This is a genomic window from Streptomyces sp. 2-1, from assembly GCF_048564895.1.
In the GTDB taxonomy this organism is placed as follows: domain Bacteria; phylum Actinomycetota; class Actinomycetes; order Streptomycetales; family Streptomycetaceae; genus Streptomyces; species Streptomyces phaeochromogenes.
This window is the reverse complement of sequence record NZ_CP183383.1, coordinates 7,461,487-7,478,521: the sequence shown is the minus strand read 5'-3', so window position 1 is coordinate 7,478,521 and position 17,035 is coordinate 7,461,487. Positions and strand designations below refer to the sequence as shown.

17 protein-coding genes are annotated in these 17,035 nt (G+C 68.2%); 1 reads left to right on the top strand and 16 read right to left on the bottom strand.

The window, feature by feature from the left end:
• Nucleotides 1-9 precede the first annotated feature (9 nt).
• Nucleotides 10-1,842 carry a glycoside hydrolase family 18 chitinase gene (locus ACN20J_RS33035; RefSeq protein WP_190232147.1) on the top strand — a complete coding sequence of 611 codons (1,833 nt, stop codon included), beginning with the start codon at nucleotides 10-12 and terminating at the stop codon, nucleotides 1,840-1,842.
• 97 nt (nucleotides 1,843-1,939) lie between these two features.
• Here ACN20J_RS33035 and ACN20J_RS33030 read toward each other — a convergent pair whose 3' ends face one another.
• From ACN20J_RS33030 to prfA, 16 genes are all read right to left on the bottom strand, one after another.
• Nucleotides 1,940-2,386, bottom strand: a complete 447-nt coding sequence (locus ACN20J_RS33030; protein ID WP_055614422.1) for a DUF2550 domain-containing protein — start codon at nucleotides 2,384-2,386, stop codon at nucleotides 1,940-1,942.
• 129 nt (nucleotides 2,387-2,515) lie between these two features.
• A complete protein-coding gene (locus ACN20J_RS33025; RefSeq protein ID WP_190232148.1) occupies nucleotides 2,516-2,890 on the bottom strand; it encodes a F0F1 ATP synthase subunit epsilon in 375 nt (124 codons plus the stop codon).
• A gap of 128 nt (nucleotides 2,891-3,018) precedes the next feature.
• Entirely contained in the window at nucleotides 3,019-4,455 is a 1,437-nt protein-coding gene (gene atpD, locus ACN20J_RS33020) for a F0F1 ATP synthase subunit beta (RefSeq protein ID WP_189837662.1), read from the bottom strand.
• Nucleotides 4,455-5,372, bottom strand: coding sequence for a F0F1 ATP synthase subunit gamma (locus ACN20J_RS33015; RefSeq protein ID WP_055614419.1), 918 nt, complete (start codon nucleotides 5,370-5,372; stop codon nucleotides 4,455-4,457). Before ACN20J_RS33015 ends, atpD begins: the two co-directional genes overlap by 1 nt.
• A 20-nt stretch (nucleotides 5,373-5,392) precedes the next feature.
• A complete protein-coding gene (atpA, locus tag ACN20J_RS33010) occupies nucleotides 5,393-6,985 on the bottom strand; it encodes a F0F1 ATP synthase subunit alpha (protein WP_189837660.1) in 1,593 nt (530 codons plus the stop codon).
• A gap of 139 nt (nucleotides 6,986-7,124) precedes the next feature.
• A complete protein-coding gene (locus tag ACN20J_RS33005; protein WP_189837659.1) occupies nucleotides 7,125-7,940 on the bottom strand; it encodes a F0F1 ATP synthase subunit delta in 816 nt (271 codons plus the stop codon).
• The gene (locus ACN20J_RS33000) at nucleotides 7,937-8,494 is read right to left on the bottom strand and encodes a F0F1 ATP synthase subunit B (protein ID WP_189837658.1); all 558 of its coding nucleotides are present in this window, start codon (nucleotides 8,492-8,494) and stop codon (nucleotides 7,937-7,939) included. The genes ACN20J_RS33005 and ACN20J_RS33000 overlap by 4 nt, the downstream gene beginning before the upstream one ends.
• 44 nt (nucleotides 8,495-8,538) lie before the next feature.
• Nucleotides 8,539-8,769: an ATP synthase F0 subunit C gene (gene atpE, locus ACN20J_RS32995; RefSeq protein ID WP_105970730.1), complete on the bottom strand. Its 231-nt coding sequence runs from the start codon at nucleotides 8,767-8,769 to the stop codon at nucleotides 8,539-8,541.
• A gap of 75 nt (nucleotides 8,770-8,844) precedes the next feature.
• The gene (gene atpB, locus ACN20J_RS32990; protein ID WP_189838456.1) at nucleotides 8,845-9,615 is read right to left on the bottom strand and encodes a F0F1 ATP synthase subunit A; all 771 of its coding nucleotides are present in this window, start codon (nucleotides 9,613-9,615) and stop codon (nucleotides 8,845-8,847) included.
• A 273-nt stretch (nucleotides 9,616-9,888) separates the two neighbouring features.
• Nucleotides 9,889-10,326, bottom strand: a complete 438-nt coding sequence (locus ACN20J_RS32985) for a hypothetical protein (RefSeq protein ID WP_143636215.1) — start codon at nucleotides 10,324-10,326, stop codon at nucleotides 9,889-9,891.
• Between the two features lie 296 nt (nucleotides 10,327-10,622).
• A complete protein-coding gene (locus ACN20J_RS32980; protein ID WP_189837657.1) occupies nucleotides 10,623-12,029 on the bottom strand; it encodes an MraY family glycosyltransferase in 1,407 nt (468 codons plus the stop codon).
• 126 nt (nucleotides 12,030-12,155) lie between these two features.
• Nucleotides 12,156-13,409, bottom strand: coding sequence for a serine hydroxymethyltransferase (gene glyA, locus ACN20J_RS32975; RefSeq protein ID WP_361989016.1), 1,254 nt, complete (start codon nucleotides 13,407-13,409; stop codon nucleotides 12,156-12,158).
• A 186-nt stretch (nucleotides 13,410-13,595) separates the two neighbouring features.
• Complete coding sequence (locus ACN20J_RS32970; protein WP_307889277.1) at nucleotides 13,596-14,276, bottom strand: protein-tyrosine-phosphatase; 681 nt, start codon at nucleotides 14,274-14,276, stop codon at nucleotides 13,596-13,598.
• Entirely contained in the window at nucleotides 14,273-14,920 is a 648-nt protein-coding gene (locus ACN20J_RS32965) for an L-threonylcarbamoyladenylate synthase (protein ID WP_055614410.1), read from the bottom strand. Before ACN20J_RS32965 ends, ACN20J_RS32970 begins: the two co-directional genes overlap by 4 nt.
• Nucleotides 14,921-15,004: 84 nt before the next feature.
• Nucleotides 15,005-15,850: a peptide chain release factor N(5)-glutamine methyltransferase gene (gene prmC / locus ACN20J_RS32960; protein ID WP_055614409.1), complete on the bottom strand. Its 846-nt coding sequence runs from the start codon at nucleotides 15,848-15,850 to the stop codon at nucleotides 15,005-15,007.
• A 69-nt stretch (nucleotides 15,851-15,919) separates the two neighbouring features.
• Entirely contained in the window at nucleotides 15,920-16,996 is a 1,077-nt protein-coding gene (prfA, locus tag ACN20J_RS32955) for a peptide chain release factor 1 (RefSeq protein ID WP_189837655.1), read from the bottom strand.
• Nucleotides 16,997-17,035 lie beyond the last annotated feature (39 nt).

Sequence of the window (17,035 nt, the reverse complement as noted above, 5' to 3'; positions counted from 1 at the left end):
GAGACGCGGATGCGCCTCAGACACAGACTCGGACAGAGAGCCGTGGCCGGGCTCACCACCCTGTTGTTGCCGTTCGCCGCCCTGGTAGGGCTCGCGAGCCCCGCCTCCGCCGCCACGTCGGCGACCGCCACCTACGCCAAGACCCAGGACTGGGGATCCGGCTTCGAAGGCAAGTGGACCGTCAAGAACACCGGGACCACGACCATCAGTTCCTGGAACGTCGAGTGGGACTTCCCCTCGGGCACCTCGGTCACCTCCGCCTGGGACGCCGACGTCACCAGCTCCGGCACCCACTGGACCGCCAAGAACAAGTCCTGGAACGGCAGCCTCGCCCCCGGCGCCTCCGTCTCCTTCGGCTTCAACGGCTCCGGCACCGGCTCCCCCGCCAACTGCAAGCTGAACGGCGGCAGTTGTGACGGCGGCAGTGTCCCCGGCGACTCCGCCCCCTCGGCCCCCGGCACCCCCACCGCCTCCGACATCACCAACACCTCGGTGAAGCTGTCCTGGAGCGCGGCCACCGACGACAAGGGCATCAAGAACTACGACGTCCTGCGCGACGGCACCAAGGTCGCCACCGTCACGACCACCTCGTACACGAACACCGGTCTGACCGCGGGCACCGACTACTCCTACACCGTCCAGGCGCGTGACACCGCCGACCAGACCGGTCCGGCCAGCGGTGCGGTCGCCGTGCGCACGACCGGCGGCACCACCGAGCCGCCCACCGGCGACAAGGTCAAGCTCGGCTACTTCACCGAGTGGGGCGTCTACGGCCGCAACTACCACGTCAAGAACCTGGTGACCTCCGGCTCCGCGTCGAAGATCACGCACATCAACTACGCGTTCGGCAACGTCAAGGACGGCAAGTGCGTCGTCGACGACACCTACGCCGCCTACGACAAGGCCTACACCGCCGACCAGTCCGTCAGCGGCACCGCCGACACCTGGGACCAGCCGCTGCGCGGCAACTTCAACCAGCTCCGCCAGCTGAAGGCCAAGTACCCGCACATCAAGGTGCTGTACTCCTTCGGCGGCTGGACCTACTCCGGCGGCTTCACGCAGGCCGCCGCCAACCCGGCCGCGTTCGCCGCCTCCTGCAAGGCCGTTGTCGAGGACCCGCGCTGGGCCGATGTCTTCGACGGCATCGACATCGACTGGGAGTACCCGAACGCCTGCGGTCTGACCTGTGACACGTCCGGCTTCAGCTCGTTCAAGACGCTCAGCCAGGCGCTGCGCACCGAGTTCGGCTCCAACTACCTGGTCACCGCGGCCATCACCGCCGACGGCTCCTCCGGGGGCAAGATCGACGCGGCCGACTACGGCGGCGCCTCGGCGTCCCTCGACTGGTACAACGTGATGACGTACGACTACTTCGGCGCCTTCGACGCGGACGGTCCGACCGCCCCGCACTCGCCGCTGACCTCGTACGCGGGCATCCCGGCGGCGGGCTTCAACTCGGCCGACGCGATCGCCAAGCTCAAGAGCAAGGGCGTACCCGCGAAGAAGCTGCTGCTCGGCATCGGGTTCTACGGGCGCGGCTGGACCGGCGTGACCCAGTCCACTCCCGGCGGCTCGGCGACCGGCGCGGCACCGGGTACGTACGAGGCCGGAATCGAGGACTACAAGGTCCTCAAGAACTCCTGCCCGGCCACCGGCACCATCGCCGGTACGGCCTACGCCTACTGCGGCAACAACTGGTGGAGCTACGACACCCCGGCCACCATCGGCTCGAAGATGACCTGGGCCAAGAACCAGGGCCTGGGCGGCGCGTTCTTCTGGGAGTTCAGCGGCGACACCAGCAACGGAGAGCTGGTGAACGCGATCAACGGCGGCCTGAACTAGCGACCGTCAGTACCAAGAGCTGGAGCTAGACATCAGGCGACATTGACGCTCCCCCAGACTTCGTCCGGGGGGACCCCCAACCAACGAGTGAACGTGGCTACGCCACGTTCACTCGTTGTCCGGGCGGGGCTGCTTCAAGCCACGCGAGAAACCCGGTCAGCGCGTCCTCGCTCATGGCCAGCTCAAGGCGTGTACCGCGATGGACGCAGGCGAGGATGATCTGGTCGGCGAGCAGGGCCAGCTCCTCCTCGCCGTCCGGGGTGCGGCGGCCGGCCACCTCGATCGCCGAGCGCTCAAGGACACGGCGCGGGCGGGGAGCGTACGAGAAGATGCGGAACCACTCGATGCGGTCGCCGTTGTAGCGGGCGATGCCGTAGCCCCAGCCTTTTCCGCTGGTGTCGCTCTTCTCCGGGGCGTCCCAGCGGAGGCTGCAGTCGAACGTACCTCCGGAGCGCTGGATCAGCCGGCGGCGCAGATGGAACACGAAGAGTGCCACCGCCACCAGCACGACTACCAACCCGCACACAGTCAGAGCGAGGACCATCGACACCGACCTCCTCGTCTCCTAGGTAACGGAAAGGAAAAAAGCACCCGCATCGCCTCAGCCGCGACCCGGTCCGGAGCAAGCTCCGGTCCTGGCCGCGGCTGAGTCACATCTCGTCGCGCGCTGGTTTCAGTGCGTCGACGCCGCTCGCAGACGGACGTCCGCGCGACGCTCGGCGGAGGCATCGCCCTCCGCCTTCGCTCGCTCGAGCTCCCGCTCCGCACGCTGGACATCGATCTCGTCCGACAGCTCGGCGATCTCGGCCAGCAGCGACAGCTTGTTGTCCGCGAACGAGATGAAACCGCCGTGCACCGCGGCGACGACAGTTCCACCATCACTCGTACGGATGGTCACCGGGCCCGACTCCAGCACACCGAGCAGCGGCTGGTGGCCGGGCATGACGCCGATGTCGCCGGACGCGGTACGCGCGACGACCAGGGTGGCCTCGCCGGACCAGACACTGCGGTCCGCGGCGACGAGCTCGACGTGCAGCTCAGCAGCCAAGGTGGGCTCCTCGGGTCACCACCCGGCTTTCGCTGCCGGGTGTTGGGTCAAAGTCTAGTGGGCGTGGTGAAGGGGACGGGACGCACCCCGCGAGGCGCGAGCCCGCCCCCTCACCGAGAACACGAGGTTCAGGAGACGCCGAGCTCCTTGGCCTTGGCCTTGAGGTCCTCCAGGCCACCGCACATGAAGAACGCCTGCTCCGGGAAGTGGTCGTACTCGCCGTCGCAGATCGAGTTGAAGGCCGCGATCGACTCGTCCAGCGGAACGTCCGAACCGTCCACGCCGGTGAACTGCTTGGCGGCGTGGGTGTTCTGGGACAGGAAGCGCTCCACGCGACGGGCACGGTGGACGACGAGCTTGTCCTCCTCGCCCAGTTCGTCGATACCGAGGATCGCGATGATGTCCTGAAGGTCCTTGTACTTCTGCAGGACCGTCTTGACGCGCATCGCGGCGTCGTAGTGCTCCTGCGCGATGTACCGCGGGTCCAGGATGCGGGACGTGGAGTCCAGCGGGTCCACGGCCGGGTAGATGCCCTTCTCGGAGATCGGACGGGAGAGAACCGTCGTCGCGTCGAGGTGGGCGAACGTGGTCGCCGGGGCCGGGTCGGTCAGGTCGTCCGCGGGGACGTAGATCGCCTGCATCGAGGTGATCGAGTGACCACGGGTCGAGGTGATGCGCTCCTGGAGGAGACCCATCTCGTCGGCCAGGGTCGGCTGGTAACCCACCGCGGAGGGCATACGGCCGAGCAGGGTCGAGACCTCGGAACCGGCCTGGGTGAAGCGGAAGATGTTGTCGATGAAGAACAGCACGTCCTGCTTCTGCACATCGCGGAAGTACTCCGCCATGGTCAGACCGGCAAGGGCCACGCGCAGACGGGTGCCCGGGGGCTCGTCCATCTGACCGAAGACAAGAGCGGTCTTGTCCAGAACGCCCGACTCTTCCATCTCCGCGATGAGGTCGTTGCCCTCACGGGTGCGCTCACCGACGCCCGCGAAGACGGAGACGCCCTCGTGGAGGTTGGCGACACGCATGATCATTTCCTGGATCAGCACGGTCTTGCCGACACCGGCACCACCGAACAGACCGATCTTGCCGCCCTTGACGTACGGGGTGAGAAGGTCGACGACCTTCAGGCCCGTCTCGAACATCTCGGTCTTCGGCTCGAGCTGGTCGAACGCGGGGGCCTTGCGGTGGATGGACCACCGGTCGCCCGTGTAGGTCTCGTCGGAGTTCAGCACCTCGCCGAGGGTGTTGAACACCTTGCCCTTGGTGAAGTCACCGACCGGGACGGAGATGCCCGTGCCCGTGTCGGTCACCGCGGCCTGGCGGACCAGACCGTCGGTGGGCTGCATGGAGATGGTGCGGACCAGACCGTCACCCAGGTGCTGGGCGACCTCAAGGGTCAGCGTCTTCTTCTCGCCGGCGTTGGCCGGGTCGGCCACCTCGACGTGAAGGGCGTTGTAGATCTCCGGCATGGCGTCGACGGGGAATTCCACGTCGACGACCGGGCCGATGACCCGGGCGACGCGGCCCGTGGCAACGGCCGTCTCAACTGTCGTCGTCATTACCTGTCACTCCCCGCGGTCGCGTCGGCCAGGGCTGCGGTGCCACCGACGATCTCGCTGATTTCCTGGGTGATTTCGGCCTGGCGGGCCGCATTGGCAGATCGGGAGAGTGAAGTGATCAGGTCTCCCGCGTTGTCGGTCGCCGACTTCATCGCGCGGCGCGTGGCGGCATGCTTGGAGGCGGCCGACTGGAGCAGCGCGTTGTAGATACGGCTCTCGACGTACCGGGGCAGAAGGGCGTCGAGGACGTCCTCCGCCGACGGCTCGAAGTCGTACAGCGGAAGGATCTCGCCCTTGGACGTGGACTCCTCCGCGACCTCTTCGAGGCTGAGCGGCAGCAGTCGGCTGTCGACCGCCGTCTGCGTCATCATCGAGACGAACTCGGTGTAGACGATGTGGAGTTCGTCCACGCCGCCGTCCGCCGTCTCCTTCTCGATGGCCTCGATGAGCGGAACGGCGACCTTCTTGGCGTCCGCGTACGTGGGCTCGTCGGTGAAGCCCGACCACGACTCCGAGACCTTGCGCTCCCGGAAGTTGTAGTGGGCCAGACCGCGGCGGCCGACGATGTACGTGTCGACCTCCTTGCCCTCCGCCTCAAGACGTGCCGTCAGCTTCTCGGCGGCCTTGATGGCGTTGGAGTTGAAGGCCCCGGCGAGGCCGCGGTCGCTCGACAGGAGCAGCACAGCGGAACGCGTCGGCGCCTCGGCCTCGGTGGTCAGCGGGTGCTGGGTGTTCGAGCCCGTGCCGACCGCCGTGACCGCCCGGGTGAGCTCGGTCGCGTACGGCGTGGAGGCCGCCACCTTGCGCTGCGCCTTGACGACGCGCGAGGCGGCGATCATCTCCATCGCCTTGGTGATCTTCTTGGTCGCGGTGACGGATTTGATGCGACGCTTGTAGACCCGGAGCTGGGCTCCCATGAGTCAGGTCCCTTCCGTCGTCACTTGCCCGCAGCGGCAGGGGTGTCCTCGCCGAGCAGCTTGCCGTCCGACGTCTCGAACTGCTTCTTGAAGTCCGCGATCGCGTCGGCGATGGCCTGCAGGGTGTCGTCGGACATCTTGCCGCCCTCCTTGATGGAGGTCATGAGGCCCTGCTCCTTGCGGTGCAGGTACTCAAGCAGCTCCTTCTCGAAGCGGCGGATGTCGTTGACCGGAACATCGTCCATCTTGCCGGTGGTACCGGCCCACACGGAGACGACCTGGTCCTCGGTGGCCATCGGCTGGTACTGAGCCTGCTTGAGCAGCTCGACCATCCGCTGACCGCGCTCCAGCTGCGACTTCGACGCGGCGTCCAGGTCGGAACCGAAGGCGGCGAACGCCTCCAGCTCACGGAACTGGGCGAGGTCGACGCGCAGACGGCCGGAAACCTGCTTCATCGCCTTGTGCTGTGCGGAACCACCGACTCGGGAGACGGAGATACCGACGTTCAGCGCGGGGCGCTGACCGGCGTTGAACAGGTCCGACTCCAGGAAGCACTGGCCGTCGGTGATGGAGATGACGTTGGTCGGGATGAACGCCGAGACGTCGTTGGCCTTCGTCTCGACGATCGGCAGACCGGTCATCGAGCCCGCGCCCATCTCGTCGGAGAGCTTCGCGCAGCGCTCCAGCAGACGGGAGTGCAGGTAGAAGACGTCACCGGGGTAGGCCTCGCGCCCCGGCGGACGGCGGAGCAGCAGGGACACGGCGCGGTAGGCGTCGGCCTGCTTCGAGAGGTCGTCGAAGATGATGAGGACGTGCTTGCCCTCGTACATCCACTGCTGGCCGATGGCCGAACCGGTGTACGGCGCAAGGTACTTGAAGCCGGCCGGGTCGGACGCCGGGGCGGCGACGATGGTCGTGTACTCCAGCGCGCCGGCCTCTTCGAGGGCGCCACGCACGGAGGCGATGGTCGAGCCCTTCTGGCCGATGGCGACGTACACGCAGCGGACCTGCTTGTTCGGGTCGCCGGTGCGCCAGTTGTCGCGCTGGTTGATGATCGTGTCGACGGCCAGGGCGGTCTTGCCGGTCTGACGGTCACCGATGATCAGCTGACGCTGGCCACGGCCGATCGGGGTCATCGCGTCGACGGCCTTGTAGCCGGTCTCCATCGGCTCGTGCACCGACTTACGGACCATGACGCCCGGGGCCTGCAGCTCGAGGGCGCGGCGGCCGGACGTCTCGATCTCGCCGAGACCGTCGATCGGGGTGCCGAGCGGGTCGACAACGCGGCCGAGGTAGCCCTCGCCGACGGCCACGGACAGGACCTCGCCGGTACGGGTGACCGGCTGCCCCTCCTCGATACCGCTGAACTCTCCGAGGATGACCGCACCGATCTCGCGCTCTTCCAGGTTGAGCGCGAGGCCGAGGGTGCCGTCCTCGAACTTCAGCAGTTCGTTGGCCATGGCCGAGGGAAGGCCCTCGACCTTCGCGATGCCGTCGCCGGCAAGGGTGACCGTACCGACCTCCTCGCGCGAGGCCGCGTCCGGCTTGTACGACTGGACAAAGTTCTCCAGCGCATCCCGGATCTCCTCCGGCCGGATCGTGAGCTCCGCCATCTGGGTTCCCTGCTCTCCTTGTTGGGCCCGAAGTTTTCTTGGGGGGTCTGGGGTCAGCCCCCAGGAATCCTCTGCACGGCCCAACCAGGGCCGTATTACTGCGTGTAACTGTTTACGTACGTGTATTGAGTTGCTGCCGCTAGCTCGCCATGCGGCGGCCGACGTCTTCCAGCCGGTCCGCGATGGAGCCGTTGATGACCTCGTCGCCGACCTGCACCCGGATCCCGCCGAGGACCTCGGGGTCCACGTCGAGGTTGAGGTGCATCTGGCGGCCGTAGAGCTTCGCGAGGGCGGCACCCAGGCGCTGCTTCTGCGGGTCGCTCAGCGGAACCGCCGAGGTGACGACGGCGACCATGCGGCTACGACGCTCGGCGGCGAGCTTGGACAGGGACTCGAGTCCCGACTCCAGGCTACGTCCCCGGGGCGCGGTCACAAGGCGCGTGACCAGACGCTCGGTCGTCGCCTTGGCCCGGCCGCCGAGCAGGCTGCGCAGCAGCTCGCTCTTGGCCGCGGTCGTGGCGCCGCGGTCGGTCAGTGCGGCACGCAGTCCGGTGTTCGAAGAGACGATCCGGCCGAACCGGAACAGCTCGTCCTCGACCTCGTCGAGCGTGCCCGCCTGCTGCGCCGCCGTGAGGTCGGCGGTGTCGGCCAGCTCCTCGATGGAGTCGACCAGGTCACGCGACCGCGACCAGCGGGAGCGCACCAGACCGGCCACCAGATCGGCGGTCGGACCGCCGACCTGGGTGCCGAACAGACGCCCGGCCAGTTCGGCCTTCGCCTCTCCGGCCTGCGCCGGGTCGGTGAGGACCCGACGCAGTGACACCTCGCGGTCGAGCAGCGCGGTGACGGCGGCCAGCTCGTCGGCGAGCAGCGTCGCGTCCACGGACGTGTTGTCCGTCAGCGCGTCGAGACGCTCTCGTGCGGCGGCCAGGGCCTCGCGGCTCGCTCCGTTCATCGCGACGCCTCGGCCTTCGAAGCGGACTCGTCGAGACCGTCGAGGAACCGGTCGATCGTGCGGCTCTGCCGGGCGTGGTCCTCGAGGGACTCACCGACGAGCTTGCCGGCCAGTTCGGTGGCCAGCTGGCCCACGTCCTGGCGCAGCGCCGACGACGCGGCCTTGCGGTCTGCCGCGATCTGCGAGTGACCGGCGGCGATGATCTCCTCGCGCTGCCGCTGGCCTTCCGCACGCATCTCGGCGATGAGCGTGGCGCCCTGCTCCTGCGCCTCCTGGCGCAGACGCGCGGCCTCGTGCCGAGCCTCGGCGAGCTGAGCCTTGTACTGCTCCAGCACGCTCTGGGCCTCGACCTTCATGGCGTCGGCCTCTTCGATACCGCCTTCGATCGCCGCGCGGCGCTCTTCCAGAACCTTGTTGATGTTCGGGAGGAGCTTCTTCCAGAAGAAGAAGAACACGATGGCGAAGGCGATGGTGCCGACAAGCAGCTCGGGGCCCGGCGGGACAAGCGGGTTCTGCTTCTCCTCGGCCGCCAGCTGTACCAGGTTGGCGATCACATCAGTGCCTTTCCTTGAAAGGTTTCTATCGTCGATGCGTCGGTCTAGTAGACGAACGGCATGACGATGCCGATGAGGGCAAGCGCCTCACAGAACGCGAAACCGAGGATCTGGTTGGCACGGATCAGGCCGGCCGCTTCGGGCTGGCGGGCCAGCGCCTGGGTGCCGTTGCCGAAGATGATGCCGACGCCGACGCCGGGGCCGATGGCGGCGAGGCCGTAACCGATGGAACCGATGTTGCCTTCGACAGCGGCGAGGGTCTCAAGGGCAGCCATGCTGATTCTTCCTTCTCTTTCATGGACCGGCGGGGGTTGGCCACCGGACGTTCTGGGGCTGGGGGTGGTGAGGGCTCAGTGGTGCTCTGCGAGAGCGCCCTGAACGTAGGTGCAGGCCAGCAGCACGAACACGTATGCCTGGACGGCCTGGACGAAGAGCTCGAAGCCGACCATGGCAACGGCCATCACGAAGGACACACCGGCGGCCGGAACCATCCAGCTGTTGAGCAGGTACCAGGAGGCGACGGTGAACATCACCAGCATCAGGTGACCGGCGAACATGTTGGCGAACAGTCGCACCGCGTGCGTGAAGGGGCGGACCAGAAGGTTCGAGAAGAACTCGATGACCATGACCAGCGGCAGGACCGGGCCGAGCGACTTGTCGTAGCCGGTGACGTTCTTGAAGAAGCCGACGAAACCGTGCTTCTTGAAGGTCAGCGAGACCCACACCACGTAGACGATGGCGGCCAGCACCATCGGGTAGGCGATGACCGAGGACACCGGGAACTGTGCCAGCGGGATCACGGACCAGATGTTCATGATCCAGATGAAGAAGAACAGCGAGACCATGAAGGGGACGAACTTCTCCCCCTCCTTCTTGCCGATGGTCTCGTAGACGATTCCGCGGCGTACGAAGTCGTAGCCCGCCTCGCCGATCATCTGCAGCTTGCCCGGGACCACCTTCGCCTTGCCGAAGGCAAGCGTGAAGAAGGTGACGACCAGGAGCGTGGTGATGAGCGCGAGCAGCATCACCTTGTTGAACTCGAACCCACCGACCGTGACGATCGGCTTGAACAGGAACGAGTGCAGGCCCGGTGCCGGGAAGCCGCAGCCGTTGTCGGACATGATCCGACAGTTCCACTCAAAGGCGAGCTGGGTCTGGTCAGCACTCACCACGGGCTCCTTCGGCGTGACGCATGGGTACGGCAACCTCGTTGTGTCGGCGCGGCGCGCAGCCGCGGTTCGGCACTGGACTGGTGTAACGGATGTGGGGGCGGCTGGAGGGCATCGAGCCTCGCGCTAGAGCAGGCGTCAGCTCATATGCCCGCGCCCGCGATGCCGCAGTTGGCACCGGACGATAGCAGGATCTCCCACCCGCGCTTATCCCGGCCCTACCCCTCACGACGAGTGCCCCGTCTTTTCGGGCTTGTCGCCCTTCGAGGAGTCGGGTTCGACATAGAGGATCTTGGCCTTCATGTGGGCACGCGCCTGGGCCCCGATCCACGCGAGCGTGGCGGCGACCAGCGTGATCGCGAAAGCCTTGGGATTGAACAGCGTCGTGTTCTTGAAGGCGGCGACGAAGATGAACAGCAGCAGAATCTGTGCCGTATAGAGCATCAGACCCATCGCCTGGAAAAGGTGCGGAAGCGATTTGGCGGTGCGCTGCAGGACGTACAGCCCGATGCCCATGAAGAGGATCACGACCAGCGTCGCGAAGCCCGCCCCGATCGCTCCCTTGCCACCGGCGACCACGGCACTGACGACGGCGGCGATCGCGCCGACGGCAGCTGTGGGCACAGCGGCCTGGAGAAGGATCCGGACGTCATTGGAGGGCATGGCGGCAACTCCGCTTGCTCAAGGGGGCAGGTGTCGTCATGGACGAGCGTAGTCCCGGACAGAGAGAGAACCTCACCGCCAATGGACCGTCGCACTGCGGTCCTTCGGCTCTGTCCCGGGTTCTCGTGAACCGTATCACAAACTATTTGATGAGGTCTTTACCTGGTTGGTGTGCTCGGCGTCACACATGAGAGTGAAACTGCACGTCTGTGCACTCAGGCGGCCAACTTGTCTGATATTGGGGCGGTTTACGAGCGCCGCCGTCGCGGCGCTTCTTGCACGATTCTTACCTCGCGTCAGCGGGACGTTCCGGCTTTGCGCCCATCCAGGAGGCGCGAACGGGGTCCAACAGCCGTCGCCCCATTGACTCCTGAGACACCGGCGACAACCGGAGTGCGGCGTTCCTCACGTTCACCGTCGACGCCGTCGCCGGCTCCGACGGGTGCCCCGTCGTTCGCCCCGTCACCTGTGGCGTACGCGACCTCGGTCGACTCGGCCGACTCGGTCGAGGCCTCCGCCGACAGCTGCGCGGCCCTGCGGCGGCGGTAGCGCGGCGGCACGAAGTGCTCGGCCCAGCGCGGGGCGCGCGGTGTGAAGCGCGGCAGCAGGAGCAGGACCAGGCCCACCGCGCTGAGCGCCATGATGCCGAGCACGATCCACATGGCCCCGGAGTTCACCGAGTAGGCCAGGGCTCCGAAGGCGACCAGGGCCGACCAGAAGTACATGATGAGCACGGCCCGGCTGTGCGAGTGCCCGATGTCCAGCAGGCGGTGGTGCAGATGCCCGCGGTCGGCGGCGAACGGGGACTGACCGCGCCAGGTGCGCCGCACGATGGCGAGCACCAGGTCGGCCGCCGGGACGGCGATGATCGTCAGCGGCAGCAGGAGCGGGATGTAGACGGGCACCGTCTGGTGCACGGCCTCCTTCTCGGACCCGGCGAAGAGGTTCATCGCGTCCGGGTCGACCTGCCCGGTGATGGAGATGGCACCGGCCGCCAGCACCAGGCCGATGAGCATCGAGCCCGAGTCGCCCATGAAGATCCGCGCGGGATGCATGTTGTGCGGCAGGAAGCCGAGGCACATGCCCATGAGGATCGCGGAGAAGAGGGTGGCGGGGGCGGCGGACTCCAGCCCGTAGCCGTACCAGATGCGGTAGCCGTACATGAAGAACGCGGCGGACGCGATGCACACCATGCCGGCGGCGAGGCCGTCGAGGCCGTCGGCGAAGTTCACGGCGTTGATGGTGATCACGACGAGCGCGACGGTCAGCAGCGTGCCCTGCCACTGGGTCAGCGAGACCGAGCCGACGCCGGGGATCGGCAGCCACAGGATCGTCAGACCCTGCATGACCATGACGCCCGCGGCGATCATCTGGCCGCCGAGCTTGATGAGGGCGTCGATCTCGAACTTGTCGTCCAGGACGCCGATCAGCCAGATCAGGGCCGCGCCGGAGAGCAGGGCCCGCGGCTCGTTGGAGTTCTCGAAGACCTCACTGAGGTTCGTCAGGTGGTCGGCGACCAGCAGGCCGGCGCACAGCCCGAAGAACATCGCGATGCCGCCCAGGCGCGGTGTGGGTTCCCGGTGCACGTCACGTGCCCGGATCTCCGGCATCGCTCCGGCCACGATCGCGAACTTCCGCACCGGCCCGGTCAGCAGGTACGTCACCGCGGCCGTGATGCAGAGCGTCAGGAGGTATTCACGCACAGGCTTCCCCACAGATCTCGCTGGCCATCTCAGCCCCACACCCTAGCTTCGTGCGCATACGGTTGGGGACTTCCGGGTAGAGCCGATGGTTGCACGAGTGGCTGTGCACCGGTGATCGGCTACCCCTCAGTGGGCGGGATAGGGCGGAAATCTTCCGGTCAGATCCCGCACTTCTTCACGCACTTCACGCCCGGCGGACTCGTCCCGCAGGGCCGTCGCGAACAGCACCGCGATGCGTGCGGTCTCTGCCTCGCCCATCCCCTGGGTGGTGAGGGCGGCCGTGCCCAGACGCAGTCCTCGCACGTCGGGATGGGGCAGGGCACAGGTGTCGAGGACCATTCCGGCCGCGGCGAGACGGCCGCGGGCGGTGCGCCCGTCCACCCCGAGCGGTGCCGGGTCGACGGTGAGCAGATGGGTGTCGGTGCCGCCGGTGGTGACCGCCAGCCCCTCCGCGGCCAGGCCCTGCGCCAGGACCCGCGCATTCGCCACCACCTGATGGGCGTACGCGGTGAACGCCGGTGTTGCCGCCTCACCGAACGCGACGGCCTTGGCGGCGATGGTGTGCATCTGCGCGCCGCCCTGTGTGAAGGGGAACACCGCCCGGTCCACCCGCTCGGCCAGTTCGCTCCCGCACAGCAGCATGCCGCCGCGCGGGCCCCGCAGCACCTTGTGCGTGGTCGCGCACACGACATCGGCGTACGGGACCGGACTGGGCGCCGCTCCCCCGGCGACGAGCCCGATGGGATGGGCCGCGTCCGCGATGAGATAGGCGCCGACCTCGTCCGCGACCTCGCGGAAGGCGGCGTAGTCGATGTGCCGGGGATACGAGATCGACCCGCACACGATGGCCTTCGGCCGGTGCGTACGGGCCAGGGTGCGCACCTGCTCGTGGTCGATGAGCCCGCTCTCGGGGTCGACGCCGTAGCCGACGAAGTCGAACCAGCGGCCGGAGAAGTTCGCGGGCGACCCGTGCGTGAGGTGGCCGCCGTGCGGCAGACCCATCGCGAGGACGGTGTCTCCCGGGCGCAGCAGGGCGGCGTACGCGGCCAGGACGGCCGAACTCCCGGAGTGGGACTGCACGTTGGCGTGATCGGCGCCGAACAGGGCCTTTGCGCGCTCCACGGCGATGCGCTCGGCCACGTCGACGATCTCGCAGCCGCCGTGGTGCCGGGCGCCGGGATATCCCTCGGCGTACTTGTTGGCGAGCGGCGAGCCCAGCGCCGCCAGCACGGCGGGCGAGGTGAAGTTCTCGGCGGCGATGAGCTGCAGCGTCGTCGACTGCCGCTCCAGCTCCCCGAGCAGGATCTCGGCCAGCTCCGGATCCTGTCGGCCGAGCACGTCGACCGACAGCGGACCTTCAAGCGTGTGTGCGACCGGCATGGCGGACTCCGGACCTCGACAGGGGAACGCTAAGTCCAATGTAGAACCGTGACCCCACCCGCGCCCGGTGTTACGCCCGAGCGGGGCCCCTCCTTCACGCGCCTCTCGCACCGCTCGGCCCTGGCGGGCCTCCCGGGCTTCGAGCCGCTGCGCCGGACTCCGTCCGCCGGAGGTCGCCCGGATCGGTCAGGCGCGCGCGGGCACACCCGTCAGCGCCGTCACCACCGGATCCAGCGCCTGATTGATCTCGTCCCCCACCGAGCGGAAGAACGGCAGGGGCGCCCCGTACGGGTCGTACACCTCGTCCGCTTCCGCTGTCGGGGCCAGGAGCCACCCGCGTAGAGCCGCCGCGGCGCGGACCAGGGCCCGGGCGCGTTCGACCATGCCGTCCTCCAGGGGAGGGAGGGTGGCAGGGTCTATGGCGCGGACCAGGCGGGTGAACTCCTTCAGGGTGAAGGTGCGCAGGCCCGCCGAGTGGCCCATGGAGATGACCTGGGCGCGGTGGTCGCGGGTGGCCGTGAGGACGAGGTCGGCCCTGATGACGTGCTCGTCCAGCAGCTCACGGCCGACGAAGCCGGAGGCGTCCGCGCCGAAGTCCGCGAGGACCGTCTCCGCGTTGGCCTCCATGGGCGCGCCCTCATGACCCCAGGTGCCGGCGCTCTCCACGATCAGGCCGCCCCACAGGGGGTCGCCGAGCCGGTCCGCCAGGGCATGACGGGTCAGCCGCTCGGTGATCGGCGAGCGGCACACATTGCCGGTGCTGACGTGGAGGATGCGAAAAGAGGAGTCCCCCGAGGCCCCGTCGCCGTAAGCCCCCGTGTACCCCGTCCCCGTACCTATGCCACGCCCCGCGTCAGGGGCTGTCAATTCGCCACCTCGAGGTCGGGGACGACCTTTCGCAGCTCCTCCGCGGACAGGGCTCCCGCCCGCAGGAGCACCGGCACCTTGCCCGTGACGTCGACGATCGACGACGGGACGTTGCCGGGGGTCGGCCCGCCGTCCAGGTAGACGGAGACTGAGTCGCCGAGCATCTCCTGCGCGGCGTCACAGTCCTCGGGGGCCGGGTGGCCGGTCAGGTTCGCGGAGGAGACGGCCATCGGACCGACCTCGGTCAGCAGCTCGATGGCGACCGGGTGCAGCGGCATGCGTACGGCGACCGTGCCACGGGTGTCCCCCAGGTCCCACTGGAGGGACGGCTGGTGCTTGGCGACGAGCGTGAGCGCACCCGGCCAGAACGCGTCGACGAGCTCCCACGCCATCTCGGAGAAGTCGGTGACCAGGCCGTGCAGCGTGTTCGGGGAGCCGATGAGGACGGGCGTGGGCATGTTCCGGCCGCGGCCCTTGGCCTCCAGCAGGTCGGTCACGGCCTCCGAGCTGAACGCGTCGGCGCCGATCCCGTACACGGTGTCGGTCGGCAGCACCACGAGCTCGCCGCGGCGGACGGCGGACGCGGCCTCGCGCAGACCCGTCGAGCGGTCGGTCGCGTCGTTGGTGTCGTATCGCCGTGCCATATCAGCAAGCCTCCTCGAACACGCGGGCCCCGTTGGCCGCGCATCTAACGATTTCCACGTCGTCCACGCAAGAAGTCGCCGCTGTCATGGCGTCGCCCTGCGGGCGGTCGCGAACCGCGGCCGGTTGTTGAGGTCGGGGTGGTCCGCGGCGTCGGCCCAGCCCCGCTCCTCGGTGAAGATCCACGGCACCTGCCCGCCCTGGGTGTCGGCGTGCTCGATGACGACGACACCGCCGGGCCGCAGCAGCCGGTGCGCGGTGCGCTCCAGACCGCGGATGAGGTCGAGGCCGTCCTCCCCGGAGAACAGGGCGAGTTCGGGATCGTAGTCCCGGGCCTCCGGAGCGACGTACTCCCATTCGGTCAGCGGGATGTACGGCGGGTTGGAGATCACGAGGTCGACCTGGCCGTCGAGGTCGCGGAACGCGTCCAGGGCGTTGCCCTGGCGCAGGTCGACCCTGGATCCCTCGACGTTCTTACGGGTCCACCGCAGGGCGTCCTCGGACAGTTCGACGGCGTGGACGCGCGAGCGCGGCACCTCCTGCGCGAGGGCGAGCGCGATGGCGCCCGAGCCGGTGCACAGGTCGACGATCAGGGGCTCGACGACGTCCATCGCGCGTACGGCGTCTATGGCCCAGCCGACCACGGACTCCGTCTCGGGCCGGGGCACGAACACCCCTGGCCCGACCTGGAGTTCCAGGTAGCGGAAGTAGGCCCGTCCGGTGATGTGCTGGAGCGGCTCGCGGGCCTCGCGGCGCGCGATCACCTCCCAGTACCGGGCGTCGAAGTCCGCGTCCTTGACGGTGTGCAGCTCGCCCCGCTTCACGCCGTGCACGAACGCGGCGAGTTCCTCGGCGTCGTTGCGCGGCGAGGGCACGCCGGCGTCGGCCAGCCGCTGGGTGGCCTGAGCCACTTCCGCGAGCAGCAGGTTCACGCTGGTCCTCCGGGAGCTGTGCTGTTGTCCGTCGAGCGGATGTGTACTGCGCTGGTACTTCTGCGTGCCTTACGCCGCGGCGAGCTTGGCGGCGGAGTCGGCGTCGACGCACGCCTGGATCACCGCGTCCAGATCACCGTCGAGCACCTGGTCCAAGTTGTACGCCTTGAAGCCGACCCGGTGGTCCGAGATGCGGTTCTCCGGGAAGTTGTACGTACGGATCTTCTCGGAGCGGTCGACGGTGCGGACCTGGCTGCGGCGGGCGTCCGCGGCCTCCCGCTCCGCCTCCTCCTGTGCCGCGGCGAGCAGCCTGGAGCGCAGGATACGCATCGCCTGCTCCTTGTTCTGCAGCTGGCTCTTCTCGTTCTGGCAGGAGGCGACGACTCCGGTGGGAATGTGCGTGATGCGCACGGCGGAGTCGGTGGTGTTGACGGACTGTCCGCCGGGCCCGGAGGAGCGGTAGACGTCGATCCGCAGGTCGTTCGCGTGGATCTCGACGTCGACCTCCTCGGCCTCGGGCGTGACGAGCACACCGGCGGCGGAGGTGTGGATACGGCCCTGCGACTCGGTCGAGGGCACCCGCTGCACGCGGTGCACCCCGCCCTCGTACTTCATCCGGGCCCAGACACCCTGGCCGGGCTCGGTGGCGCCCTGGCCGCCCTTGGTCTTCACGGCGACCTGGACGTCCTTGTAGCCGCCCAGCTCGGACTCGGTGGAGTCGATGATCTCGGTCTTCCAGCCGACGCGCTCGGCGTACCGGAGATACATGCGCAGCAGGTCACCGGCGAACAGGGCCGACTCGTCGCCGCCCGCGCCCGCCTTGATCTCCAGGATGACGTCCTTGTCGTCGCTGGGGTCGCGCGGGACGAGGAGCAGCCGCAGCTTCTCCGTCAGTTCCTCGCGCTGCTTCTCCAGCTCCTTGACCTCGGCCGCGAAGTCCGGGTCGTCGGCGACGAACTCCTTCGCCGTCTCGATGTCTTCCCCGGTCTGCTTCCAGGAACGGTACGTCGCGACGATCGGGGTGAGCTCGGCGTAGCGCTTGTTGAGCTTGCGCGCGTTGGCCTGGTCGGCGTGGACCGACGGGTCAGCGAGCTTCTTCTCCAGATCGGCGTGCTCACCGATCAGTTCCTCGACCGCCTCGAACATCTCCGGCTCCAATGGACTGTCCCCCGCTCCATGACGGGC

Excerpts from the sequence above, each read along its gene's own strand:
- ACN20J_RS33035 (WP_190232147.1), top strand. The coding sequence starts at position 10 with ATGCGCCTCAGACACAGACTCGGACAGAGAGCCGTGGCCGGGCTCACC.
- ACN20J_RS33030 (WP_055614422.1), bottom strand. The coding sequence starts at position 2,386 with ATGGTCCTCGCTCTGACTGTGTGCGGGTTGGTAGTCGTGCTGGTGGCG.
- atpD (WP_189837662.1), bottom strand. The coding sequence starts at position 4,455 with ATGACGACGACAGTTGAGACGGCCGTTGCCACGGGCCGCGTCGCCCGG.
- ACN20J_RS33015 (WP_055614419.1), bottom strand. The coding sequence starts at position 5,372 with ATGGGAGCCCAGCTCCGGGTCTACAAGCGTCGCATCAAATCCGTCACC.
- atpA (WP_189837660.1), bottom strand. The coding sequence starts at position 6,985 with ATGGCGGAGCTCACGATCCGGCCGGAGGAGATCCGGGATGCGCTGGAG.
- ACN20J_RS33005 (WP_189837659.1), bottom strand. The coding sequence starts at position 7,940 with ATGAACGGAGCGAGCCGCGAGGCCCTGGCCGCCGCACGAGAGCGTCTC.
- atpE (WP_105970730.1), bottom strand. The coding sequence starts at position 8,769 with ATGGCTGCCCTTGAGACCCTCGCCGCTGTCGAAGGCAACATCGGTTCC.
- atpB (WP_189838456.1), bottom strand. The coding sequence starts at position 9,615 with ATGTCCGACAACGGCTGCGGCTTCCCGGCACCGGGCCTGCACTCGTTC.
- ACN20J_RS32985 (WP_143636215.1), bottom strand. The coding sequence starts at position 10,326 with ATGCCCTCCAATGACGTCCGGATCCTTCTCCAGGCCGCTGTGCCCACA.
- glyA (WP_361989016.1), bottom strand. The coding sequence starts at position 13,409 with ATGCCGGTCGCACACACGCTTGAAGGTCCGCTGTCGGTCGACGTGCTC.
- ACN20J_RS32965 (WP_055614410.1), bottom strand. The coding sequence starts at position 14,920 with ATGGCACGGCGATACGACACCAACGACGCGACCGACCGCTCGACGGGT.
- prfA (WP_189837655.1), bottom strand. The coding sequence starts at position 16,996 with ATGTTCGAGGCGGTCGAGGAACTGATCGGTGAGCACGCCGATCTGGAG.